At 44.2% G+C, this 23,348-nt stretch carries 19 protein-coding genes and 6 tRNA genes; 23 read left to right on the top strand and 2 right to left on the bottom strand.

Going from position 1 to position 23,348, the window contains the following annotated elements:
- Nucleotides 1-198: 198 nt before the first annotated feature.
- Nucleotides 199-1,416: a DNA polymerase IV gene (gene dinB, locus AC1DFM_RS05420; protein ID WP_477075701.1), complete on the bottom strand. Its 1,218-nt coding sequence runs from the start codon at nt 1,414-1,416 to the stop codon at nt 199-201.
- Between the two features lie 323 nt (nt 1,417-1,739).
- Here dinB and AC1DFM_RS05415 point away from each other — a divergent pair, with 323 nt between their 5' ends.
- Entirely contained in the window at nt 1,740-2,411 is a 672-nt protein-coding gene (locus tag AC1DFM_RS05415; RefSeq protein ID WP_477075700.1) for an SdpI family protein, read from the top strand.
- 86 nt (nt 2,412-2,497) lie between these two features.
- Here AC1DFM_RS05415 and AC1DFM_RS05410 read toward each other — a convergent pair whose 3' ends face one another.
- Nucleotides 2,498-2,944, bottom strand: a complete 447-nt coding sequence (locus tag AC1DFM_RS05410; RefSeq protein WP_291917433.1) for a hypothetical protein — start codon at nt 2,942-2,944, stop codon at nt 2,498-2,500.
- Between the two features lie 109 nt (nt 2,945-3,053).
- Between AC1DFM_RS05410 and AC1DFM_RS05405 the strand changes: the two genes are divergently transcribed.
- From AC1DFM_RS05405 to rpoC, 22 genes are all read left to right on the top strand, one after another.
- Nucleotides 3,054-3,806, top strand: a complete 753-nt coding sequence (locus AC1DFM_RS05405; protein ID WP_477075699.1) for an XRE family transcriptional regulator — start codon at nt 3,054-3,056, stop codon at nt 3,804-3,806.
- 162 nt (nt 3,807-3,968) lie between these two features.
- Nucleotides 3,969-4,295 (top strand): cupin domain-containing protein, encoded by a 327-nt coding sequence (locus tag AC1DFM_RS05400; RefSeq protein WP_477075698.1) that lies wholly within the window; start codon nt 3,969-3,971, stop codon nt 4,293-4,295.
- Nucleotides 4,296-4,366: 71 nt separating this feature from the next.
- Nucleotides 4,367-4,564 carry a 30S ribosomal protein S21 gene (gene rpsU / locus AC1DFM_RS05395; protein ID WP_079470678.1) on the top strand — a complete coding sequence of 66 codons (198 nt, stop codon included), beginning with the start codon at nt 4,367-4,369 and terminating at the stop codon, nt 4,562-4,564.
- Nucleotides 4,565-4,606: 42 nt separating this feature from the next.
- Nucleotides 4,607-5,593: a tyrosine-type recombinase/integrase gene (locus AC1DFM_RS05390; protein ID WP_477075697.1), complete on the top strand. Its 987-nt coding sequence runs from the start codon at nt 4,607-4,609 to the stop codon at nt 5,591-5,593.
- A gap of 162 nt (nt 5,594-5,755) precedes the next feature.
- Nucleotides 5,756-6,055 carry an HPF/RaiA family ribosome-associated protein gene (locus tag AC1DFM_RS05385; protein WP_291917423.1) on the top strand — a complete coding sequence of 100 codons (300 nt, stop codon included), beginning with the start codon at nt 5,756-5,758 and terminating at the stop codon, nt 6,053-6,055.
- 236 nt (nt 6,056-6,291) lie between these two features.
- Nucleotides 6,292-6,365: transfer RNA gene (locus AC1DFM_RS05380), tRNA-Thr, on the top strand.
- 54 nt (nt 6,366-6,419) lie between these two features.
- A tRNA-Tyr gene (locus tag AC1DFM_RS05375) sits at nt 6,420-6,504 on the top strand.
- Nucleotides 6,505-6,698: 194 nt separating this feature from the next.
- Nucleotides 6,699-6,771 (top strand) — tRNA-Gly (locus AC1DFM_RS05370).
- Nucleotides 6,772-6,811: 40 nt separating this feature from the next.
- A tRNA-Thr gene (locus AC1DFM_RS05365) sits at nt 6,812-6,883 on the top strand.
- A gap of 113 nt (nt 6,884-6,996) precedes the next feature.
- Nucleotides 6,997-7,070: transfer RNA gene (locus tag AC1DFM_RS05360), tRNA-Lys, on the top strand.
- 72 nt (nt 7,071-7,142) lie between these two features.
- Complete coding sequence (tuf, locus tag AC1DFM_RS05355) at nt 7,143-8,330, top strand: elongation factor Tu (protein WP_477075696.1); 1,188 nt, start codon at nt 7,143-7,145, stop codon at nt 8,328-8,330.
- A 101-nt stretch (nt 8,331-8,431) separates the two neighbouring features.
- Nucleotides 8,432-8,505, top strand: a tRNA-Trp gene (locus AC1DFM_RS05350).
- A 110-nt stretch (nt 8,506-8,615) separates the two neighbouring features.
- On the top strand, nt 8,616-8,816 hold the full coding sequence (gene secE, locus AC1DFM_RS05345) for a preprotein translocase subunit SecE (protein WP_106527941.1): 201 nt from the start codon (nt 8,616-8,618) through the stop codon (nt 8,814-8,816).
- The gene (nusG, locus tag AC1DFM_RS05340) at nt 8,817-9,383 is read left to right on the top strand and encodes a transcription termination/antitermination protein NusG (protein WP_145672408.1); all 567 of its coding nucleotides are present in this window, start codon (nt 8,817-8,819) and stop codon (nt 9,381-9,383) included.
- Nucleotides 9,384-9,456: 73 nt separating this feature from the next.
- Nucleotides 9,457-10,656, top strand: coding sequence for a transglutaminase domain-containing protein (locus AC1DFM_RS05335; RefSeq protein ID WP_477075695.1), 1,200 nt, complete (start codon nt 9,457-9,459; stop codon nt 10,654-10,656).
- A gap of 93 nt (nt 10,657-10,749) precedes the next feature.
- Nucleotides 10,750-11,961 (top strand): transglutaminase domain-containing protein, encoded by a 1,212-nt coding sequence (locus tag AC1DFM_RS05330; RefSeq protein WP_477075694.1) that lies wholly within the window; start codon nt 10,750-10,752, stop codon nt 11,959-11,961.
- A 220-nt stretch (nt 11,962-12,181) separates the two neighbouring features.
- Nucleotides 12,182-12,625: a 50S ribosomal protein L11 gene (rplK, locus tag AC1DFM_RS05325; RefSeq protein WP_079470671.1), complete on the top strand. Its 444-nt coding sequence runs from the start codon at nt 12,182-12,184 to the stop codon at nt 12,623-12,625.
- 44 nt (nt 12,626-12,669) lie between these two features.
- Complete coding sequence (gene rplA / locus AC1DFM_RS05320; protein ID WP_477075693.1) at nt 12,670-13,359, top strand: 50S ribosomal protein L1; 690 nt, start codon at nt 12,670-12,672, stop codon at nt 13,357-13,359.
- 58 nt (nt 13,360-13,417) lie between these two features.
- Nucleotides 13,418-13,945, top strand: coding sequence for a 50S ribosomal protein L10 (rplJ, locus tag AC1DFM_RS05315; RefSeq protein WP_477075692.1), 528 nt, complete (start codon nt 13,418-13,420; stop codon nt 13,943-13,945).
- A gap of 96 nt (nt 13,946-14,041) precedes the next feature.
- Entirely contained in the window at nt 14,042-14,413 is a 372-nt protein-coding gene (rplL, locus tag AC1DFM_RS05310; RefSeq protein ID WP_477075691.1) for a 50S ribosomal protein L7/L12, read from the top strand.
- Between the two features lie 217 nt (nt 14,414-14,630).
- Nucleotides 14,631-18,440 (top strand): DNA-directed RNA polymerase subunit beta, encoded by a 3,810-nt coding sequence (rpoB, locus tag AC1DFM_RS05305; protein ID WP_477075690.1) that lies wholly within the window; start codon nt 14,631-14,633, stop codon nt 18,438-18,440.
- A gap of 122 nt (nt 18,441-18,562) precedes the next feature.
- Complete coding sequence (gene rpoC / locus AC1DFM_RS05300; protein ID WP_477075689.1) at nt 18,563-22,861, top strand: DNA-directed RNA polymerase subunit beta'; 4,299 nt, start codon at nt 18,563-18,565, stop codon at nt 22,859-22,861.
- Nucleotides 22,862-23,348: the final 487 nt, after the last annotated feature.

Raw genomic sequence — 23,348 nt, 5'->3', positions numbered from 1 at the left:
GGTTCATTTTGTTAGTTTTTTTCCGGAGATGAGATACGCGGTGATGCGTTATACTATGCGCATCTGGTATCATGGTCTCTCGCGGTAATATTGTTGTTGATTATTTTGTATACATGCGCTAATGTTTTTTCCGGAGATGAGATACGCAGTGATGCGTTATTCTATGCGCATCTGCTATCATGGCCTCTCTTCATCTACTTACTTCACTTTAAAATACGGCATGATGTCTTTTTCTGGTCGCCGCTGATTTCTTTTATCAGGTGGTACCACGTTGGTGCCTTTCATTAAATACTCCCAGCCAAAGCGATTTTTAATTTGATCAATCGCCTGGTACAGCGCGATCATTTCCTGTTTATCATCGAATAAACTGATCTKATAATTTCCTTGTACCAGGTGGCTGAAACGTACGCCAATCAAGCGTACCAGCTGCCGGCGATCATACAGTTTTTTGAATAGTTCTTTTACATGTTGTAGCAGCACATGATCTGCGCAGCAGTAGGCAACGGTCATCTGTTTGGTAACAGTTTCAAAGTCGGAGTAGCGTATTTTCAGTGTCACACAGCCGGTGAGTTTATTTTGTTGTCTTAGTTCAAACGCTATTTTTTCTGTCATGCGTACCAATTCAGCATGTAGAAACTCCATGTCGATGGTATCTGCAGGAAAAGTACTTTCCGTAGAAATAGATTTTTGTTCATAAAAAGGCACTACCGGCGATTCATCGATACCATTGGCTTTTTTCCAGAGCGCTATCCCGGTTTTCCCCATCCATGCTTCCAGCAGGGAGATGGGCACTTCACTCAGTGTCTTCACGGTTTCTACGCCACGGCGCCTCAGCTGGGCACCGGTTTCACGGCCTACCATTGGAATCTTTTCCACCGCCAGCGGTGCCAGAAAACTTTTTTCATCCCCAAACAGTATTTCCAGTTGACCGTTGGGTTTTGCTTCATCTGTTGCTACTTTGGACACCAGTTTGTTAGACGCCAGTCCAAATGAAATAGGCAGTCCGGATTCTTTCATAATCATTTTCCGCAGCTCGGTGGTCCATTTCAGCGATCCGAAAAATTTGTCCATCCCCGAAAGATCCAGGTAAAATTCATCGATAGAGGACTTTTCATACAGGGGAGCTTTCCCGGCAATGATGTCCGTAACTTCTCTGGACTTGGCACTATACAGTTCCATGTCCCCGCTGCGGACAATAGCATGGGGACAAAGGCGCAGCGCCGTTTTCATGGGCATCGCAGAATGAATGCCATAACGCCTGGCCTCATAGCTGCACGCCGACACGACGGCCCGGTCGCTGCTGCCACCCACCAGCAGGGGCTGTCCGGCTAACCGGCTATCCCGTTGGCATTCTACTGAAACGAAAAAACAGTCCAGGTCAAAATGCGCAATGGTCCGTTGTTGTAGCGTAATCATAAAACGTTGGTTTATGGGATAAACAAGGACGGAATTCCCGATAGGATAAAAGCGATACGGATGGCGGGCCGGGCAAAGGGTGAGGATAGTAGAGCAGCAAGCCTGCCAGCCGGAATCACTTCTATTTGATTAATCTGGGACTGCTAAATTACTAATTATTTTAGTAATACTAATAAATTTAGTAAAATTTATTACAACTTCTCACCATTCAATTTTCGTAACTTTAATAAACAGAACTGGCATCCAATATGTAATAGATAAGAGAATGGAAATGAAGGAAAAGGGACGTATGTGAGTGGTTTAACCTTTAAACTGACCTCCAAATGAAACAGCCGGATTTTACCAAAGAATTGCTGATTCTTGCGTTACTGCTGGTACCCATGGCCTACCTTGCCATCATCTGGAATTCGATACCGGCAGTGCTCTCCACCAACGCAAATGCTTTAGATACAACAGAAGTAAGCACAAAGCGCGATTTTCTGTTATTGATGATTTTCCTTTTTTTCACAAACGCACTGATCTATTTCCTGTTCCGCTATATTCCGGCTGCAGGGGAAAAGCAAATCACTCCGTCTGCAATAGAGCTGGAGCATAAGGAATATTACCGCATCCGTTTCCTTATACATGCTTATCAGGCTATTTTTACCTGTGTTATTATCTTTCTCGTTAGCCAGGGTAAATCATTTATTGTGGAGCGCTGGGCATTCATCGGCGTAGGGTTGCTGATTACGGGTATTGGCTTTTATCTGCGCAATCTGAAGCCTAATAATTATGTAGGGGTCAGAACGCCGTGGACATTACAAAACACAGGCGTATGGACAGAAACCCATCTAATGGCCAGTAATTTATGGGTAAGTGCCGGGGTGGTGATTATTGTAGCGGGATTTTTCCTGTCGCTGATTACGGGGGTATTTATTATTTTCTTTGTCGCCATTGTGTTGGCGGCATTGCCGTATATCTACTCGTTCAGATTATATAACAAAGACAAAGGCTAACCAGTGGTCAATCTATAAAACCGGAAAAAGAAAATGGCGTCCCTGATAAGGACGCCATTTTCAGTAATATCTGTAGTGAAAAGTTATTAAAACCATCCTTTGCCCAGCGCAGCGCGGAAAGGCCATGGAATCAGTGCCAGTATCAGCACCAGTGCCAGTCCGAAGAAGATCAGCCCCAGTTTATGTTTTTGCGCGTCGGAAGCGGCTTTCTTTATTTTAGATTTACCAATGTGTACCAGTGCAATAGCAATGATAGCCATGGTTTCATGTTCTACGGTGAAAAATCTTAAAACAGGATCTTTCATAGCACCGCCCATATTGGATATGCCAGCTTGTGACAACGGACTTACGAAGAAAAGGATAAGTCCCACCAACAACTGCAGGTCACAAAATATCATAAAGAAAAGTCCTGCTTTACTGTCTGCTGCAGTAAACGGTGTTTTGCCTGTTACGCCCTTCAAAGAACGGATAACGGCCCAGATCCCAGCGAGTAATAATGCCCATCTTAAAAAGGAGTGTATATAATTTAACATATCGAGTTGGATTTTACCGGGCAAAAATAAGCGAAGCGTCCCGAATATATTTGGTAATTCATAAAAATATTTGCTAATTTTGTTAGCAAGGTACTAAATTATTTAGGTTATGTCCGTAGTATGTCAGAATTTGAAATATCTGCGTAAGCAAAAAGCCTGGACGCAGCAAGAGTTTGCCGATAAACTCGGTATTAAGCGTTCCCTGCTGGGTGCATATGAGGAAGAGCGTGCAGAGCCCCGTACAGAAATCCTGGAACAGGTAAGTGATATGTTCCGGGTCTCCATCGATGATCTGCTTCGTCGTGATTTGGGTTCCCAGAAAGACAGCTTCCTGGAAAAGCGTCGTCAGCAGAAGCTGGGCAGCGCCCGGCAGGCGATACAATTTGTGCCGGTAAAAGCGGCCGCCGGTTATCTGGCAGGGTATAACGATGAGGAGTTTATTGAGGAGCTGAATACGTTTACCTTACCTATGCTGGGCGCCGGTGATTACCGGGCTTTTGAAATAACCGGGGATTMTATGCTGCCGGTTACTTCCGGATCTGTCATCGTTTGCCACAAGGTAGAAGGTTGGGAGGAAATTAAAAACAATGAAACCTATGTGGTGGTTACTTCCAGAGGAGGCATTGTGTTTAAAAGAGTCCAGAAAAATAATCGTTCTAAATCCAAAATTACACTGGCATCGGACAACGAACAGTTTGAACCGTATGGAGTGGAAATGGAGGACGTGCTGGAATTATGGCAGTCTGATGTAGTGATCAGCAAAGCCGGACAACAAAGCCGTATGAGCGTGAACCACCTGGCCGATATGGTGAGCAGTCTCCAGGACCAGGTAAGCCTGCTGAAGAAGAAGCTGAAAGATTAGCAGAAAACGATAAAGCCGAAGGCATACAGCTATTTTTCCGCATGACTATACCAGAGGTATGATCATGCGGAAAAATAGCTGTATGCCTTTATACTTTTAGTTCAAATTCATGTTTCTTTCTTAAATTCGGGTTATCTCAGAATACGTTAAAATAGCCATAGTATGAGGTTCCATGTCTCTTTTGCCGAGTCTTTAAGACAACTACAGAAAAGCGACGATGATTTCGCTGTATTGTTCGAACACGGTTCCATGCGGGGGATTATTTTTGGTCCGGAGGAGATAGATGGGCAGGAACCCCATATTCAGGATGAAATTTACCTGGTAATGAGAGGGAGTGGGGAGTTTGAACTGGAAGACAAAAAAGTGCAGGTAGGGGTAGGCGATTTCCTTTTTGTGCCTGCCGGCGCTACTCACCGGTTCCGGAATTTTACGCCGGATCTGCTGTTATGGGTCATATTTTACGGGCCGGAAGGAGGGGAAGCAGAATAATTCTGATTGTCTTTTGTTTTTTTATAAATGTTGTGTTATCTTTGCGATCCTAAAAATAAGAGGCAAAAATTATGTTGATCATTGATTCTAAAGATTGCGAAAACATAGACAAGGCGCTTAAAAAATACAAAAAGAAGTTTGAAAAAGCTCGCATATTACTGCAGCTGAGAACGCGCCAGTCTTTTACTAAACCTTCTGTTAAACGTCGTAACCAGGTGTTGAAAGCCGTTTACAAACAGCAGTTGGCTACCGGTAAATTTGAAGATTAATTTTGTTTTCAGCAATAAGCTGAACGCAACTCAAAATATTTGATGATTGTAAGGTTATTTAATAACTTTACAGTCATCAATCTTTTTGTGTTGAACGAACCATTATACTCCTTAGTAGAGCGCTTTATAGCTTATATCCAGCTCGAAAAGCGATACTCGGCGCATACCTGCACTGCCTATCGCAATGATCTCTTCCAATTTATCGATTACATTACGGCTTCCTATAACAGTACTCCTGTGGAGGATCTTAGCCATGTAATGATCCGTAGCTGGCTGGCACGGCTCATGGAGGATGCCATGACTGCCAAAAGCGTTAACCGGAAAATCTCTACACTTAAATCCTTTTTTAAATACTGTCTGCGCCAGGGCCTCGTGAAACAGTCGCCCATGGTCAAAGTCATAGCGCCCAAAATAAGCCGTCGTTTGCCGGGTTATATTGAGGAGAAGGGGATGCGTGCCATAGAAGATAATATCAGCCCTGTATCCCTGACTGCTACGCGGATTTTTGCCGATGATTTCGAAGGCACTACTCACCGGCTCATTTTTGATATCTTTTATCAAACAGGTATCCGTTTGTCTGAATTGATTGCTTTGCAGGAATTCAAGATAGATAAAAGCAACCTTTCTATTAAAGTAATGGGAAAGGGGGGCAAGGAGCGGATTATTCCCATCAGCGAAGGGCTGTTAACACAGCTGGATCATTATATGCAGCAGAAGCGCAGTAGCCTGGAAGAATTTGAGGGAGGCGTATTGCTGGTGCACCCGCATAGCGGTCAGCGACTCTATCCCAAATACGTGTATCTGACAGTGCGAAAATATCTCACAGAACATCAAATCACTACTTTAAAAAAGAAAAGCCCGCATATTCTTCGCCATACGTTTGCTACACATCTGGCAAACAATGGTGCAGATCTGAATGCCATAAAGGAGCTGTTAGGACACTCCAGTCTCGCTGCCACACAGGTTTACACGCATAATACGATTGAACAATTAAAGAAGGTGTATCGCCAGGCACACCCGAAGGCGTAGCAATTATTTTAGGCTTTTAACAAAATATTACGCAGCTATTCCGCATTGCATTGCAAAAGTGACTATATTAGTAATGAAGTTCATTAATACTACAAGAGAATGCCTATGACCGTTCTTTACTAACTAGAACCTAGATTGTTAAATATTTAAAAAATTAGTGCTATGAACGTACAAATTCAAACTGTGCATTTTGATGCGGATTCTAAGTTGATTGATCATGTGAACAAGAAACTCCAGAAATTAACCACGTTTTACGATCGTATTATTAGCGTGGATGTCTTTTTAAAAGTTGATAATTTAGCCCATCAGATCAAAGATAAAATAGCTGAGATCAGAGTCCGAATACCCCGCCAGGACTTGTTTGTTAAGCACGAGTCTAAGTCCTTCGAAGAGTCTTTCGACCTTGCCTTCGAATCCCTTGTTGAGCAGGTAAAAAGAAAGAAGGAAAAGAAATTTCAATAATTTTCTGAAATAATTTTGGAAATATTAATCTCTTTGCTACCTTTGCCATCCCGATTCAAAAAGAGGGTCGGTAAAGGTAGCAAAGTTCTTTATGGTAGGGCGTTTTCAGGGAAGCAGATAAATTTTTAAATATTTGTAACAAACTGAAAAAAAGATTTTGAGAATTGAAAAATTCGTTTAATTTTGCGCTCTCTTTCAACGAGTTACTTTATTGAAAGAATGTTTTTTGAAAAGATGCCAGCATAGCTCAGTTGGCCAGAGCTACTGATTTGTAATCAGTGGGTCGGGGGTTCGAATCCCTCTGCTGGCTCATCGATTTTTATTTGGTTAGTGCATAACCGGATGACAAAATCCAAAGATGTTAGGGCAGGTTCCAGAGCGGCCAAATGGGGCGGACTGTAAATCCGCTGACTACGTCTTCATAGGTTCGAATCCTATCCTGCCCACCAATACAGCGTGTTCCGCTTTTGCCCGTGCAGAGGCGGAACATGGTTGTTGAGAGGAAGGTGATCAATTCAGAAGAAGTAGACCAGATTACCCTAAACCTGTAATACAACAGCTTTATAAGTTCTTTTTTTTATTCTTTAATTCGATAAGTGGAAAGTAGCAATATTGTTTGCTGGAAACTTAGTGAATTCAAAATGCGGGAGTAGCTCAGTTGGTAGAGCGACAGCCTTCCAAGCTGTAGGTCGCGGGTTCGAACCTCGTCTCCCGCTCGTATTTTAGCACGCTTTGCGTGTGATGCAATTTTTTCAAGCTGTTGTAGCTCAGGGGTAGAGCACTTCCTTGGTAAGGAAGAGGTCGAGAGTTCAATTCTCTTCAACAGCTCAATGAATTTTAGAAGAATAGTTGTAGTGAAATTTCTGTCGCCTCAACAAACTCCATAAAATTCGAATTTCGGAATTCGAATTTATAAATTCCGCACTCCGAAATTAAAACTTAGCGTTGTAGCTCAATGGAAGAGCAACCCATTTTTATTTAGGGAAGGCCATGAGTTCAATTCTCATCAACGGTACAAGTTTGTAAAACCGTTTTTTTAAAACAACAATCAATACAATCTTTACAAACCATCTAAAAAGAAAATACAATGGCAAAAGAAACCTTCAAGCGGGATAAACCCCACGTAAACATTGGTACCATCGGCCACGTGGATCATGGTAAAACTACTTTGACTGCTGCCATTACCACAATTTTGGCTAACAAAGGTCTGGCAGAGAAGAGAGGATATGATGAGATCGATGCTGCTCCTGAAGAAAAAGAAAGAGGTATTACTATCAATACAGCTCACGTTGAGTATCAGACAACTGCTCGTCACTATGCTCACGTTGACTGTCCTGGTCACGCTGACTATGTGAAGAACATGATCACCGGTGCTGCTCAAATGGACGGTGCTATCCTCGTGGTGGCAGCTACAGATGGTCCTATGCCGCAAACAAGAGAGCACATCCTGCTGGCTCGCCAGGTAGGTGTACCTCGTATCGTAGTATTCATGAACAAAGTTGATCTGGTAGACGATCCAGAACTGCTGGAACTGGTAGAAATCGAAATCCGTGATCTGCTGTCTTCTAACGGTTTTGACGGTGACAACGCTCCAGTTATCCAAGGTTCTGCTACTGGCGCTCTCGCTGGTGACGAAAAATGGGTAGGTGCTATCGACCAACTGATGGAAGCTGTTGATACTTACATCCCACTGCCTCCACGTCCGGTTGATCAACCGTTCCTGATGTCAGTTGAAGATGTATTCTCTATCACCGGTCGTGGTACTGTTGCTACAGGTCGTATCGAACGCGGTCGCATCAAAGTTGGTGAGAACGTTGAAATCGTAGGTCTGCAGGAAGAACCACTGAAATCTACTTGTACTGGTGTTGAGATGTTCAAAAAACTCCTCGACGAAGGTGAAGCAGGTGATAACGCTGGTCTGTTGCTCCGCGGTATTGAGAAAACTCAAATCCGTCGTGGTATGGTTATCTGCCAGCCAGGTACCATCAAACCACACTCTGAATTCAAATGCGAAGTATACGTACTGAGCAAAGAAGAAGGTGGCCGTCACACTCCGTTCTTCAACAAATACCGTCCTCAGTTCTACTTCCGTACTACTGACGTAACCGGTGAAGTTGAATTACCAGCAGGTGTTGAAATGGTTATGCCTGGTGATAACGTTAGCCTGACAGTTAAACTGATCCAGCCTATCGCTATGGACAAAGGTCTGAAATTCGCTATCCGTGAGGGTGGTCGTACAGTAGGTGCTGGTCAGGTTACTGAAATCCTGAAATAAGCGACTGATAATATTAAAAGCCATTAGCTTTGGCAATTAAATGTCAGAAAATTTATATAGATTTGCTGACTGCTGAAAGCTCACTGCTAATGGCTTTATACACGGGTATGGTGCAACGGTAGCATACGGGTCTCCAAAACCTTTGATCTGGGTTCGAATCCTAGTACCCGTGCCAAGGTTTAAGAAAATATAACTAAATGGTTGAATTGTTGTTATTACAAAATAAGACAAGTCAACCATTTTTTAGGCTTTAAACAATTGACCATAAATAGTTAACTTTATAGAATGAATAAGATCAGAAATTATTTCCGCGAGTCTTATCATGAATTGGTTTACAAGGTGTCCTGGCCTACCTGGCAAGAGCTCCAGTCATCTACCATGATTGTCCTGATAGCAACAATATTTGTTACTGCGCTGGTATGGGGTATGGATGCCGCTTCCAATTTTGTGTTAACTCACTATTACGAAATTTTCAAAGCTAAATAAATGGATGCAGCCAATCTTCCTGCTCAGGAAACAAAGTGGTATGTACTCCGCGTTGTTAGTGGCAAGGAAAAAAAAGTGAAGGAATACCTGGATATTGAAGTACGTCGCTCCGATTGGGGTAACGTCATCAGCCAGATTTTCCTGCCGGTAGAAAAAGTGTATAAAGTGCAGGCTGGTAAAAAAGTAATGCGCGAAAAAAACTTCTATCCCGGATATGTGATGATCGAAGCTGTAGATGGTAAAATGACCGATGAAGTAATACAGGCTATACGCAATGTATCCGGTGTTATCCACTTCCTCGGAAAAGAAAAACCAATCGCACTCCGTAAAGCAGAAGTAAATAAAATGTTAGGTAAAGTGGATGAACTGAGCGATCAGGGATTAACCATGAGCGAACCTTTCATCGTTGGTGAAACCATTAAGATTATCGATGGTCCGTTCAACGACTTCAACGGTGTGATTGAAGAAGTAATCGAAGACAAGAAGAAACTGAAAGTAACTGTGAAGATCTTCGGTCGGGCTACACCAGTAGAGCTGAATTTTATGCAGGTGGAAAAACTCGCATAATTCTATTATACAACTACTTTATTGAAAAGCGTTCCGGTGATTCGGAACGCTTTTCTCATTTACCTATATTACGATGTACATCAAATCCCTTGCTGTGTGGGTCATGTGCTTATTCCTGATGGGAAGCCTGACCGCCCAAACTGTAAAAAAGCCCATCAAGCCCGTTGTTGCCAATACTATTACTTTTGAGCCCATTCCAGATTCAATAACTGCTACCTCCGCTACGATCGCCGCGTATTTAAAGAATAATCGCAGTAGCCAGATCGGCATGTTGAAGTCTCTCTATGGCTGGATAGGTAACAACATCAGCTACGATATGGTGAACACCTTTAAACCTGATTATTATACAGATACTGCTGACGCCATCAACAAAACCCTGAAAACGCGTATCGCCATTTGCCATGGTTATGCCAGTCTCTTTATGGACGTGAGTCGCCGCGCAGGAATTCCTGCCTTGCTGGTAGCCGGATATCCTATTACTGCCGGTAAACCTGATAATGCCAGCCATACATGGGTGGCGGTGTTGACAGACAATAAGTGGCAACTGGTTGATCCTACCTGGGGATCTGGCTATGCCGACAACAATAAATTTGTACGGCACTTAAACTGGGACCACTTCCTGGTATCGCCAACTGTATTTATCAAAACACACGCGCCATTTGATCCACTGTTCCAGTTCATGGACCACCCCTTAAGACATGATGAAATCCGTGATGGGAAATGGACAGCAGGCAATGGCCGGCCAGTATTCAATTACCAGGATACCTTAGCTGCTTATATCGCGATGTCGGAGAAAGGCCGCGCACAAAATGCCGTAAACCGCATTACACAGTATGGTATCAGTAATCAGCTAATCTCTGTTGAATTAACCAACCTGCATAATATCATTGCTGCAATGGAACATAATGAACAGGCGGATGAGCAGAATAAGCAGATCAGGAAAATCAATAAAGCCAGCAGCCTGTATAATGATGTGTCAAACACCTTCAACCAATATGTGGTATTTAAGAATAACCAGTATACACCCGCCAAACCGGATAAGGAAATAAAGGAATGGGTAGATGGAATGGCTACGCAGCTGGATGATATCGACAAACTATTACAGACAGTCACTGCTAAGGAACCATCTCATGTTAGTAATGTGGCGGAGATAAAAACCGCTGTAACAGGAATAAGGCAACGGGTGGTAGAAGAGCAGGCTTTTGTTACAAAATATATTAAGACCGGAAAGTTATTCCGAAAAGGCCTGTTTTATAAAATGAGTTGGAAATAGGAGGGGGGAAAAGTCCTGTATTTTTATAATTTTAGCATATCATCCGAACCTTGCCCGGAGAAATCAATATCGGTCCCTATATCTCATGATTATATGAAATCAGTTATTTCTTTTTTGCTGGCAATGGCATGTATATCAGCCAGTGCTCAAAGCAGTAAATCTGCTAAACCAACTAAGCCCGTTAAACCAGTTGTTACTACAGCCATTCCGCAGATACCAGAAGCCGCTACTACTTCGCCTGCTGCTATGGCTCAATGGTTAAAGGCGCATACCAGCAGCCCTACAGCGCTGCAACAGGCATTATTCAATTGGGTGGCCACCAACATTGCTTATGATGTACCCAATATGAATCATCCCAACAGTTACCGGGATTCGGCTGCTGCTATACAGCGGACCTTGCGTACCCGTAAAGGATTATGTACGGATTACGCGGTATTGTATGCACAGGTATGCCGGGAGGCCGGTATCAATGCCATTGTGGTAACAGGTTATGGTTTGCAGAACGATATTATGATTCCTACGGGATCGCATGATTGGGTGCTGATAAAAAATGGTACTCAATGGACCATTACAGATCCCACCTGGGGAGCCGGTGGGGTGGATAACGGCCGGTTTATCCCTAAAATCAACTGGACCTGGTTCCAGGCGTTGCCGCAGCTGGCGGTAAAAACACATATGCCCTATGATCCCATGTGGCAGATGTTATCTTTTCCGTTACGCCATGATGAACTGAATAGCCAGGGCTTCGCAGCGGCTAACAGGCGGCCGGTATTTGGATTTAGTGATTCGCTGAATGCCTGGTTTAGACAATCCCGTTTGGAGCGGTTACAACATGCTTCTGCGAGGATACGGCAATTTGGTGGTGCTGCCAATCCTTTCATTATGTCGGAGCTGGACTGGATGGACCAAACGATTAAGGTACTGGCTTCCAACCAGGAAATTGAGGCCCGGAACCGGCGGGTGGATCAGTTTAATGAGGTAAACCGGGATTATACGGAGGTGGTGAAGTTATATAATGAGTATGTAGCCTTTAAGAATAAGCAGTTTATGCCGGAAATGAAGGATGACGCATTAAAGAAGATGATTGATGGCATTGCGGGCAGGTTGGCTGTGGCGGAAAAGTCGCTTTCGGGGCTTCACATCCAGGATGATACGATTAAGCATAATATGGACGAGTTGCTGCAGGCGATTACAGATATGAAGGGAAAAGTGAGTGGGGAGCAGGTTTTTGTGAATAAGTACATTAAAACGGAGAAAGGAAAACGCAGGGAATTGTTTTATGTACAAGTGGCGGAGAAATCGTAACTTTGCACGCTTCGGATAATAGGGAAATTTTTCGGGAAATGCAATAGATTTGTAAAAAAAATCCTTTCCGAAGCAAAAAGGATGCCCAATTTCAATTACTTTTTGACAATTTCATAATAATATATACCTTTGCATCCCCTTTAAAAGGTTATTTTCAGTCCTTTTAGTTTTGGGAGTCTCCCCGTAAGGTGAGGCGTTTAACCAAATTAAAACAAAAAACATGGCAAAAGAAATCGCAACGTACGTGAAATTGCAGGTTAAAGGCGGCCAGGCCAACCCTGCACCTCCAATTGGTCCCGCTTTGGGTTCCAAAGGTGTGAACATCATGGAGTTCTGCAAACAGTTCAATGCCCGTACCCAGGATAAAATGGGTAAAGTATTGCCTGTGTTGCTGACTGTTTACACTGACAAATCTTTCGACTTCGTAATTAAGACTCCTCCGGCACCTGTACAATTGCTGGAAGCTGCTAAATTACAAAGTGGTTCTAAAGAACCTAACCGTAACAAGGTGGGTAAAGTTTCCTGGGCTCAGGTAGAAGCTATCGCTCAAGATAAGATGGCTGATCTGAACTGCTTTACGCTGAACAGCGCTATGAAAATGGTTGCTGGTACTGCACGTAGCATGGGTATTACTGTTGATGGTAAAGCTCCTTGGGAAAACTAATTGTTTCACCCTGTTAAGGCAGGATCTTAAAATCATTTTGACAAATGGCAACTAAAAAAAGAAAAGTAGCTGACGCGAAGCTGGAAAAAAATAAGGTTTATAGCCTGAAAGAAGCTTCTAGCTTAGTTAAAGATATTAACTGTACTAAATTCGACAGTTCTGTCGATTTACATATCCGCTTAGGCGTTGATCCTAAGAAAGCAGACCAGGCTATCCGTGGTTCCGTAACGCTTCCACACGGTACTGGTAAAACTAAGAAGGTGTTGGTACTTTGCACACCTGATAAAGAAGCTGCTGCAAAAGAAGCAGGTGCTGACTTCGTTGGTCTGGATGAATTTATCCAGAAGATCGAAGCTGGTTGGACTGATGTTGATGTAATCGTAGCTACTCCATCTGTAATGCCGAAAATCGGTAAACTGGGTAAGATTTTAGGTCCACGTAACCTGATGCCAAACCCTAAAACCGGTACTGTTACTAACGACGTTGCAGCTGCAGTTAACGATGTTAAAGGCGGTAAAATCACTTTCAAGGTTGATAAAGCTGGTATCATCCACGCTTCTATCGGTCGTGTATCTTTCGCATCTGATAAAATTGAGCAGAACTCTCAGGAGCTGATCAATGCTATCATCAAGCTGAAACCAGCTACTGCAAAAGGTACTTATCTGAAAGGTCTGTCTATGGCTAGCACCATGAGTCCTGGTATTGTTATCGATACTAAATCTGTTCAAAACTAATTGATCACGAGTTGTAGTCGTTATCTGCAAAGATGGGGCTTGCTACAAACGTTTTAATATGAATAAAGATCAAAAAAATGAAGTGATCGAACTGCTGAAAAGTAAGTTCTCTCAATACAGCAACTTTTATATCACCAATACCGAATCATTAACGGTAGCACAGGTGAATGACCTGAGGAAAGTGTGCTTCAACAAGCAGGTGGAAATGAAGGTGGCTAAAAACACCCTGATCCGCAAGGCTTTGGAGTCTCTGGATAGCGAAAAATATGCAGGTGTATTTGACAGTCTGCATGGCGTAACTGCCCTGATGTTCTCTGACAGCCCGAAAGAGCCGGCTCTGATCATCTCTGATTTCCGTAAAGCAAACGGTAAACTGGAAAAACCAGTGCTGAAAGCTGCATTTGTTGCTGACGAAATCTTCGTAGGTGACAACCAACTGAAGGCGCTGACCAACATCAAGACCAAGAACGAGCTCATTGGCGAAGTTATCGGTCTGTTGCAATCTCCTGCAAAACGCGTTATCGCTGCTTTGCTGGAAAAAGGCAAGAAAGAAGAAGCTGCGGTGGAAGCACCTGCAGCAGAATAGTATGGTTAGCCGTTGGCTACCCATCTACAACATTGGCTTCCAAGTCACAATATAATTAACAACAACATTACAAACATTACATTAAAACATTATAAAATGGCAGACGTAAAAGCATTAGCTGAACAATTAGTAGGTTTAACTGTTAAGGAAGTACAAGAACTGGCAGACGTTCTGAAATCAGAATATGGTATCGAACCAGCTGCTGCTGCAGTTGTAGTTTCTAACGATGGTGGCGGAGCTGCTGCTGTTGAAGAAAAAACTGCATTCAACGTAGTTCTGAAAGCTGCAGGTGCAAGCAAACTGAACGTTGTGAAGATCGTTAAAGATCTGACCGGCTTAGGTCTGAAAGAAGCGAAAGAACTGGTTGACGGTGCGCCTAAATCTATCAAAGAAGGCGTAAGCAAAGCTGAGGCTGAAGACCTGAAAGCTAAGCTGACTGAAGCTGGTGCTGAAGTTGAAATTCAGTAATTCTTTGCTTAAGTATACATCTTTTAAAGGTCAAAAGTGCTTTTGCACTTTTGGCCTTATTCCCTTTGGGAAAGTGTCTTTTTCAGAGAGTCAAAACGGGGAATCACTTGAGGTGACTTTGACCACGTGTAGAAGGCATAAATAAATCGGGATGGTATTGGCAAAGAAATCTTAATTTCCCTAATTCTTACAAGTCATATAACTGCTAACTTCGAATATGTCTCTAAAAAAAGCCCAAACAAACGAAAGAGTAAATTTTGGAAAGATCAAACAAGTTACTGAGACACCGGATCTGTTGGCTATCCAAATCCAATCTTTCAAGGATTTCTTCCAATTAGAAACCACACCAGACAAGCGAAACAACGAAGGCCTTTTTAAAGTATTTAAAGAGAACTTCCCGATTACGGATACCAGAAATATCTTTAATCTGGAATTCCTCGATTATTTCGTGGATCCGCCGCGTTATACCATTGAGGAGTGTATTGAGCGTGGGCTTACTTATTCCGTACCGTTGAAAGCGAAACTTCGCCTCAGCTGTAATGATGAGGAGCATGTGGATTTCCAGACGATTGTTCAGGATGTGTTCTTAGGAAACATTCCGTACATGACTCCAAGAGGTACTTTCGTTATTAATGGTGCTGAGCGCGTAGTTGTATCCCAACTGCATCGTTCACCTGGTGTTTTCTTTGGTCAATCCGTACATCCGAACGGTACTAAAATCTACTCTGCAAGGGTGATTCCGTTCAAGGGCGCGTGGATGGAGTTTGCAACGGACATCAACAACGTGATGTACGCCTACATCGACCGTAAGAAGAAATTCCCGGTTACCACCCTGTTACGTGCCATCGGCTATGAAACAGATAAGGATATCCTGCAGCTGTTTGGCATGGCAGATGAAGTAAAAGCAGACAAAAAGAGTCTTGATAAATATGCCGGCAAAAAGCTGGCTGCCCGTGTTTTAAGAAGCTGGGTGGAAGACTTTGTGGATGAAGATACCGGTGAAGTGGTGAGCATCGAGCGTAATGAAATTATGCTGGAGCGTGATAGCATTCTGGATGAAGCGAATATCGAAACCATCGTAGACATGGGGCTGAAAAGCGTTTTCGTTCAGAAGGAAGAGGTGAGCGGTGATTTCTCCATCATCTACAATACATTAAATAAGGATACATCTAACTCCGAGCTGGAAGCCGTTCAGCACATCTACCGCCAACTGCGCGGTGCCGATGCGCCGGATGATGAAACTGCAAGGGGCATCATCGATAAATTGTTCTTCTCCGATAAACGTTACGATTTAGGTGACGTGGGTCGTTACAAGATCAACAGAAAATTAGGTCTTCCTACTCCGTTAGACATGAAAGTGTTGACGAAGGATGACATCATCTCCATCATCAAGTACCTGGTACAGCTGACGAATGGTAAGGCGGAAATCGATGATATCGATCACCTGTCTAACCGTCGTGTGCGTACTGTAGGCGAGCAGTTATATGCTCAGTTTGGTGTTGGTCTGGCACGTATGGCGCGTACCATCCGTGAAAGAATGAACGTACGTGATAACGAGGTATTTACACCGGTAGATCTGATCAACGCCAGGACTTTGTCTTCCGTGATCAACTCCTTCTTCGGTACTTCCCAGTTATCTCAGTTCCTGGATCAAACAAACCCGTTATCTGAAATCACGCACAAACGTCGTATTTCCGCTCTCGGACCCGGTGGTTTGAGTCGTGAAAGAGCAGGCTTTGAGGTGCGTGACGTTCACTATAGCCACTATGGCCGTCTGTGTACCATTGAAACACCAGAAGGACCAAACATCGGTCTGATTTCTACACTTTGCGTTCACGCGAAAGTGAATGAAATGGGCTTCATTGAAACGCCTTACCGTAAAGTAATCAGCGGTAAAGTTGACATGCATAAAGTGGAGTTCCTGAGCGCTGAGGAAGAAGATTCTGTGAAGATTGCACAGGCTAACGCCCCACTGGACGATAAAGGTCATTTCATAAATGATAAGGTGAAATCCCGCGAAACCGGTGACTTCCCGATTCTCGACAGAGATGAAGTGGAATTCATGGACGTGGCACCTAACCAGATCGTAGGTTTGAGTGCATCGCTGATTCCGTTCCTGGAACACGATGATGCCAACCGTGCGTTGATGGGATCAAACATGCAACGTCAGGCAGTTCCATTGCTGAATCCTGAAGTGCCTATCGTAGGTACTGGTCTGGAAGGCAAAGCTGCACGTGACTCCCGTTTGCAGATTACTGCAGATGGTAATGGTGTGATCGAATTTGTGGATGCAAATGAAATCCATGTTCGCTACGAACGTGATGAAATGCAGAAACTGGTGAGCTTTGAAGACGATCTGATCGTTTACACACTGACCAAATTCGTTAAAACCAACCAAAGCACCTGTATCAACCTCAGACCTTGCGTGAAGAAAGGTCAGCGCGTTAAGGATGGCGACTTCCTCACAGAAGGTTACGCTACCCGCGGTGGTGAACTGGCGCTGGGACGCAACCTGAAGGTGGCGTTCATGCCTTGGAAAGGTTACAACTTTGAGGATGCGATCGTAATCTCTGAGCGTGTTGCACGTGAAGATCTCTTTACTTCCATCCACATCGATGAATATGAACTGGAAGTTCGTGATACCAAACTGGGTGAAGAAGAACTGACACCAGATATTCCTAACGTAAGTGAAGAGGCTACTAAAGACCTCGACCAGAACGGTATTATCCGTGTTGGTGCGCACATTAAAGAAGGTGATATCCTGATCGGTAAAATTACCCCACGTGGTGAGTCTGATCCTTCTCCGGAAGAAAAACTCTTAAGAGCGATCTTCGGTGACAAGGCTTCTGATGCGAAAGATGCTTCTCTGAAAGCACCTCCATCTACAGAAGGTGTGGTAATCGACAAGAAATTGTTTAGCCGCGCTAAGAAAGACAAGAACTCCAAAACCCGTGAAAAAGCGGCGATCGAGAAACTGGAGAAAATTCACCAGAAGAATGCGGAAGATTTGCTGGAAGTGTTGATGAGCAAATTGCTGATATTACTGAAGGATAAAACCTCTCAGGGTATTACCAACACTTACGGTGAAATACTGATTTCAAAAGGATCCAAGTTCTCTCCAAAGAACCTCGTGAATATTGACTTCATGAACGTAAACCCACTGGGCTGGACAACAGACGAAGTGGTGAACGATCAGATCAATACCCTGCTGCATAACTATAACATCAAGTTCAACGAAGAGCTGGGTCGTTACAAACGTGAGAAGTTCAACATCTCTATCGGTGATGAGCTGCCAGCGGGTGTACTGAAACTGGCGAAGGTTTACCTGGCCAGCAAGCGTAAGTTGAAAGTGGGTGATAAGATGGCGGGACGTCACGGTAACAAGGGTATCGTTGCCAAGATTGTGCGTGATGAAGACATGCCATTCCTGGAAGATGGTACACCACTGGATATCGTACTGAACCCACTCGGGGTACCTTCCCGTATGAACCTTGGACAGATCTATGAAACCGTATTAGGTTGGGCAGGTCTGAAACTGGGTGTACGTTTTGCGACTCCGATCTTTGATGGTGCTACTACAGAAGAAATTGCCGGATATATCAATGAAGCTGGTTTACCAAGCTTTGGTCACGCTTACCTGTGTGATGGTGAAACGGGCGACCGCTTCCACCAGAAAGCAACCGTAGGTGTTATCTATATGCTTAAACTGAGCCACATGGTGGATGATAAGATGCACGCCCGTTCTATCGGACCGTACAGTCTCATTACCCAACAGCCTTTGGGTGGTAAAGCCCAGTTCGGTGGTCAGCGTTTTGGTGAGATGGAGGTGTGGGCACTGGAAGCATACGGTGCATCTAACATCCTGCAGGAACTGCTTACTATTAAATCAGATGATATCGTTGGTCGTGCCAAAGCATATGAATCTATCGTGAAAGGAGACAACATCCCTAAAGCGGGTGTACCTGAATCCTTCAACGTATTGATCCATGAATTGCGTGGTCTGGGTCTGGATCTGAAATTTGACTAAGAGCTTTTAGCTACCAGCCATTAGCAGTAAATGCTAATGGCTGATAGCTTGGATATTTCGCAGGAATAAAATTTTTGTCGCTGGCTTATCACCAACGGCTAACAGCTAAAAGCTAATAACAGATGGCTATCAAGAAAGAAAATCGTCCTAAATCAAATTTTAACAGCATTACCATTAGTCTGGCTTCTCCGGATGTTATTCTGGAGCGTTCATACGGTGAAGTGCTGAAACCTGAAACCATCAACTACCGTACTTACAAACCGGAACGTGATGGTTTATTCTGCGAAAGAATATTCGGGCCTGTAAAGGATTACGAATGCTATTGCGGAAAATACAAGCGTATCCGTTATAAGGGTATTGTGTGTGATCGTTGTGGTGTTGAGGTAACGGAGAAGAAAGTACGTCGTGAAAGAATGGGTCACATTCGTTTAGTGGTTCCCGTTGTACATATATGGTATTTCAAATCCCTGCCTAACAAGATTGGTTACCTGCTTGGAATGTCTTCCAAGAAACTGGAAACCATCGTGTACTACGAAAGATACGTGATTATCCAGGCGGGTATGAAACAGGAGAAAGGTATGAACTACGGTGATTTGCTCACTGAAGAAGAATACCTGGATATCCTGGACACCTTACCAAAAGACAATCAACTGTTACCGGATGAAGATCCTAACAAGTTTATTGCTAAAATGGGTGCGGAAGCGGTAGAAATGATGCTGGCCCGTATTGATCTGGACAGCCTTTCTTATCAGCTGCGTAACCAGGCAGCTACTGAAACTTCCCAGCAACGTAAAGCGGAAGCGCTGAAACGTCTGAGCGTAGTGGAAGCTTTCCGTGAAGCCAATGGTCGTGTAGAAAACCGTCCTGAATGGATGGTAATGCAATATATCCCGGTAGTACCACCAGAACTGCGTCCGTTAGTTCCATTGGATGGTGGCCGTTTCGCGTCTTCCGACCTGAACGACCTTTACCGCAGGGTAATTATCCGTAACAACCGTCTGAAACGTTTGATCGAAATTAAGGCACCTGAGGTGATCCTTCGTAACGAAAAACGTATGCTGCAGGAAGCGGTGGATTCTCTGTTCGACAACTCCCGTAAATCCAACGCGGTGAAAGCGGAAGGTGGTCGTGCACTGAAATCACTGTCAGACGTACTGAAAGGTAAACAAGGTCGTTTCCGTCAGAACTTGCTCGGTAAACGTGTGGATTACTCCGGACGTTCTGTTATCGTGGTAGGTCCTGAACTGAAATTACACGAATGTGGTTTGCCTAAGGATATGGCGGCTGAGTTATTCAAACCGTTTATTATCCGTAAGCTGATTGAAAGAGGTATCGTTAAAACCGTGAAATCAGCTAAGAAGCTGGTAGATCGTAAAGAAGCGGTAGTTTGGGATATCCTGGAAAATGTACTGAAAGGTCACCCGGTAATGTTAAACCGTGCACCAACCCTGCACCGTTTGTCTATCCAGGCATTCCAGCCTAAACTGGTAGAAGGTAAAGCGATACAGTTGCACCCACTCGTGTGTTCTGCGTTCAACGCGGATTTCGATGGTGACCAGATGGCGGTTCACGTGCCTTTGAGCAACGCTGCAATCCTGGAAGCCCAACTGCTGATGCTGTCTTCTCACAACATCCTCAACCCGCAGAATGGTACGCCAATCACCCTGCCTTCACAGGACATGGTTCTTGGTCTGTATTACATTACCAAGGGTAAGAAAACAATGGGCGATGTAGTAGTAAGAGGTGAAGGTAAAGCCTTCTATTCTGCTGAAGAAGTAATCATCGCGCTGAATGAAGACCGCATTGACCTGCATGCTCACATCCGTGTGAAAGCGGACGTAAGAAATGTAGACGGTACGCTGGAAAGAAAACTGATCGAAACTACTGTAGGCCGCGTACTGTTCAACCAGTTCGTACCTAAAGCAGCCGGTTATGTAAACGCCCTGCTGACCAAGAAATCACTGCGTGAAATCATCGGTGATATCATCAAAGCAACTGACATCCCTAAAACTGCGAAGTTCCTGGATGACATCAAACAATTAGGTTTCCGCATGGCGTTCCGCGGTGGTCTGTCATTTAACATTAATGACCTGATCATCCCAGACGTTAAGCAAGACATGATTGATGGTGCAGCTGGTGAAGTAGAAGAAGTTTGGGATAACTATAACATGGGTCTGATCACCAACAACGAGCGCTATAACCAGATCATTGATATCTGGTCACGTGTGGATACGAAGGTGACTGAAACCCTGATCCGTGAGCTGGCAACAGACAAGCAAGGTTTCAACTCAGTATACATGATGTTGGATTCCGGTGCGCGTGGTTCCAAGCAGCAGATCAAACAGCTGGCTGGTATCAGAGGTCTGATGGCTAAGCCGCGTAAGAGTGGATCTACCGGTTCCGAGATCATCGAAAACCCGGTATTGTCCAACTTTAAAGATGGTTTGAACGTATTGGAATACTTCATCTCTACGCACGGTGCCCGTAAGGGTCTTGCGGATACGGCGTTGAAAACGGCGGATGCGGGTTACCTGACCCGTCGTCTGGTAGACGTTGCGCAGGATGTTGTCATCAATGAGGAAGACTGTGGCACCCTCCGTGGTATCGCTACTTCTGCATTGAAAGATAATGAAGAAGTGATCGAAACCCTGTACGACCGTATCCTCGGACGTACTTCCCTGCACGATGTATTTGATCCTCATAACGACGAGGAACTGATCGTAGCAGCAGGTGCTGAAATCACTGAAGAAATTGCACACAGAATTGAAGAAAGTGCGATTGAAACCGTAGAAATCCGCTCCGTACTGACTTGCGAAAGCCGTCGTGGTGTGTGCGTGAAATGTTACGGTAAAAACCTGGCGAGCGGTTATACTGCACAAAGAGGTGATGCTGTAGGTATCATCGCTGCGCAGTCCATCGGTGAGCCTGGTACTCAGTTGACACTGCGTACCTTCCACGTGGGTGGTGTGGCCGGTTCTACTTCCGTTGAATCCGGTTTGCCAGCTAAGTTTGATGGTACTGTTCAATTTGATGGCTTACGTACTACCACCTACGAAAATAACCAGGGTGAAAAAGTACAGATCGTTATCGGTCGTACCGGTGAGTTGCGTATCATGGACGTGAAAAATGATCGTCTGTTGGTTACCAACAACATCCCTTACGGTTCTACCTTACTGGTGAAAGACGGACAAAAAGTAGTGAAAGGTGACATGCTCTGTACATGGGATCCGTTCAATGCCGTTATCGTGTCTGAAATCCCTGGTAGCATTCGTTTCGATAGCATCATAGAAGGTATCACCTTCCGTGAAGAAGCGGACGAACAAACCGGTCACCGTGAGAAAGTGGTAATTGAAACCAAAGACAAGAATAAGATTCCGTCTATCCTCGTAGAAGGTAATAAAGAGGTGAAATCATACAACTTACCAGTAGGTTCCCACATCGTAATCACTGAAGGTGATAAGGTGAGAGCTGGTCAGGTAATTGTGAAGATCCCACGTATTATCGGTAAACTGCGAGATATCACGGGTGGTCTGCCACGTGTAACGGAGCTCTTCGAAGCACGTAACCCAAGCAACCCTGCCATCGTTTCTGAAATTGACGGTGTGGTAGCATTTGGTAACATCAAACGTGGTAACCGCGAAATCATCATCGAAAGCCGTGAAGGTCAGATCAAGAAATACCTGGTGCCATTAACACGTCACATCCTGGTACAGGACGGTGACTTCGTGAAGGCTGGTACTTCTCTCTCCGATGGTTCTACTACTCCTGCAGACATCCTGTCTATTAAAGGACCGTTTGCTGTACAGGAATACCTGGTAAATGAAATCCAGGAAGTATACCGTTTACAGGGTGTGAAGATCAATGACAAGCACATTGAGGTGATTGTTCGTCAAATGATGCGTAAAGTAAACATCGAAGATCCGGGTGATACCCGCTTCCTCGAAGGTGATACTGAAGATAGATTTGACTTCTTTGAAGAAAACGATATGATCTTCGATAAGAAGGTTGTAACTGAAGCGGGTGAATCAGCTAACCTGAAAGCAGGTCAGATTGTAACGCTCCGTCAGGTTCGTGAAGAAAACTCTCTGTTACGTCGTGCAGATAAGAAACTGGTTGAGTTCCGCGATGCACAGCCAGCTACATCCAGCCCACTCCTGCAAGGTATTACCAAGGCGTCTCTCGGCACCCGCAGCTGGATCTCAGCTGCTTCGTTCCAGGAAACTACCAAGGTACTGTCTCAGGCGGCTATCAACGGTAAAACCGATGATATGATGGGTCTGAAGGAGAATGTGATCACAGGTCACCTGATCCCTGCCGGTACTGGTTTACGTGAGTTCGAAAACATGATCGTAGGTTCTAAAGAAGAATACGATATCCTGGCCTCTTCTAAAGAAGTGTTCCAGTTCGACGAAGAAGAATAGTGCTGAAAAGCATATTCAACATACGAAAGCGGGTGTTTCCAACAGGAGACACCCGCTTTTTTTTGTGGTGAATGAATGTTGAGGTATTCATCTCACTAAATAAACACCTGATACCCGCTGTTGTTATTGCGCGGAAACCGTATATAGGCGGGTGTTTCTAATAGGAGGCATCCGTTTTTTTTGTGGTGAATGAATGGATATTGAGGTATTCATCTCACTAAATAAACACCTGATACCCGCTGTTGTTATTGCGCGGAAACCGCATATAGGCGGGTGTTTCTAATAAGAGACATCCGCTTTTTTTGTGGTGGATGAATGGATATTGAAGTATTCATCTCACTAAATACGCACCTGATATCCGCTGTTGTTATTGCGCGGAAACTGCATATAGGCGGGTGTTTTCAATAGGAGGTACCCGCTTATTTTTGTGGTGAATGAATGGACGCAGCGGTATTCATCTCACTAAATAAGTACCTGACACCCGCTG

It is taken from the genome of Chitinophaga sp. 05T412, from assembly GCF_056396465.1.
The sequence above is the reverse complement of the archived record's forward strand: the minus strand, read 5'-3'. Positions and strand labels throughout refer to the sequence as shown.

Excerpts from the sequence above, each read along its gene's own strand:
- AC1DFM_RS05415 (WP_477075700.1), top strand. The coding sequence starts at position 1,740 with ATGAAACAGCCGGATTTTACCAAAGAATTGCTGATTCTTGCGTTACTG.
- AC1DFM_RS05410 (WP_291917433.1), bottom strand. The coding sequence starts at position 2,944 with ATGTTAAATTATATACACTCCTTTTTAAGATGGGCATTATTACTCGCT.
- AC1DFM_RS05400 (WP_477075698.1), top strand. The coding sequence starts at position 3,969 with ATGAGGTTCCATGTCTCTTTTGCCGAGTCTTTAAGACAACTACAGAAA.
- rpsU (WP_079470678.1), top strand. The coding sequence starts at position 4,367 with ATGTTGATCATTGATTCTAAAGATTGCGAAAACATAGACAAGGCGCTT.
- AC1DFM_RS05390 (WP_477075697.1), top strand. The coding sequence starts at position 4,607 with ATGATTGTAAGGTTATTTAATAACTTTACAGTCATCAATCTTTTTGTG.
- AC1DFM_RS05385 (WP_291917423.1), top strand. The coding sequence starts at position 5,756 with ATGAACGTACAAATTCAAACTGTGCATTTTGATGCGGATTCTAAGTTG.
- tuf (WP_477075696.1), top strand. The coding sequence starts at position 7,143 with ATGGCAAAAGAAACCTTCAAGCGGGATAAACCCCACGTAAACATTGGT.
- secE (WP_106527941.1), top strand. The coding sequence starts at position 8,616 with ATGAATAAGATCAGAAATTATTTCCGCGAGTCTTATCATGAATTGGTT.
- nusG (WP_145672408.1), top strand. The coding sequence starts at position 8,817 with ATGGATGCAGCCAATCTTCCTGCTCAGGAAACAAAGTGGTATGTACTC.
- AC1DFM_RS05335 (WP_477075695.1), top strand. The coding sequence starts at position 9,457 with ATGTACATCAAATCCCTTGCTGTGTGGGTCATGTGCTTATTCCTGATG.
- AC1DFM_RS05330 (WP_477075694.1), top strand. The coding sequence starts at position 10,750 with ATGAAATCAGTTATTTCTTTTTTGCTGGCAATGGCATGTATATCAGCC.
- rplK (WP_079470671.1), top strand. The coding sequence starts at position 12,182 with ATGGCAAAAGAAATCGCAACGTACGTGAAATTGCAGGTTAAAGGCGGC.
- rplA (WP_477075693.1), top strand. The coding sequence starts at position 12,670 with ATGGCAACTAAAAAAAGAAAAGTAGCTGACGCGAAGCTGGAAAAAAAT.
- rplJ (WP_477075692.1), top strand. The coding sequence starts at position 13,418 with ATGAATAAAGATCAAAAAAATGAAGTGATCGAACTGCTGAAAAGTAAG.
- rplL (WP_477075691.1), top strand. The coding sequence starts at position 14,042 with ATGGCAGACGTAAAAGCATTAGCTGAACAATTAGTAGGTTTAACTGTT.
- rpoB (WP_477075690.1), top strand. The coding sequence starts at position 14,631 with ATGTCTCTAAAAAAAGCCCAAACAAACGAAAGAGTAAATTTTGGAAAG.
- rpoC (WP_477075689.1), top strand. The coding sequence starts at position 18,563 with ATGGCTATCAAGAAAGAAAATCGTCCTAAATCAAATTTTAACAGCATT.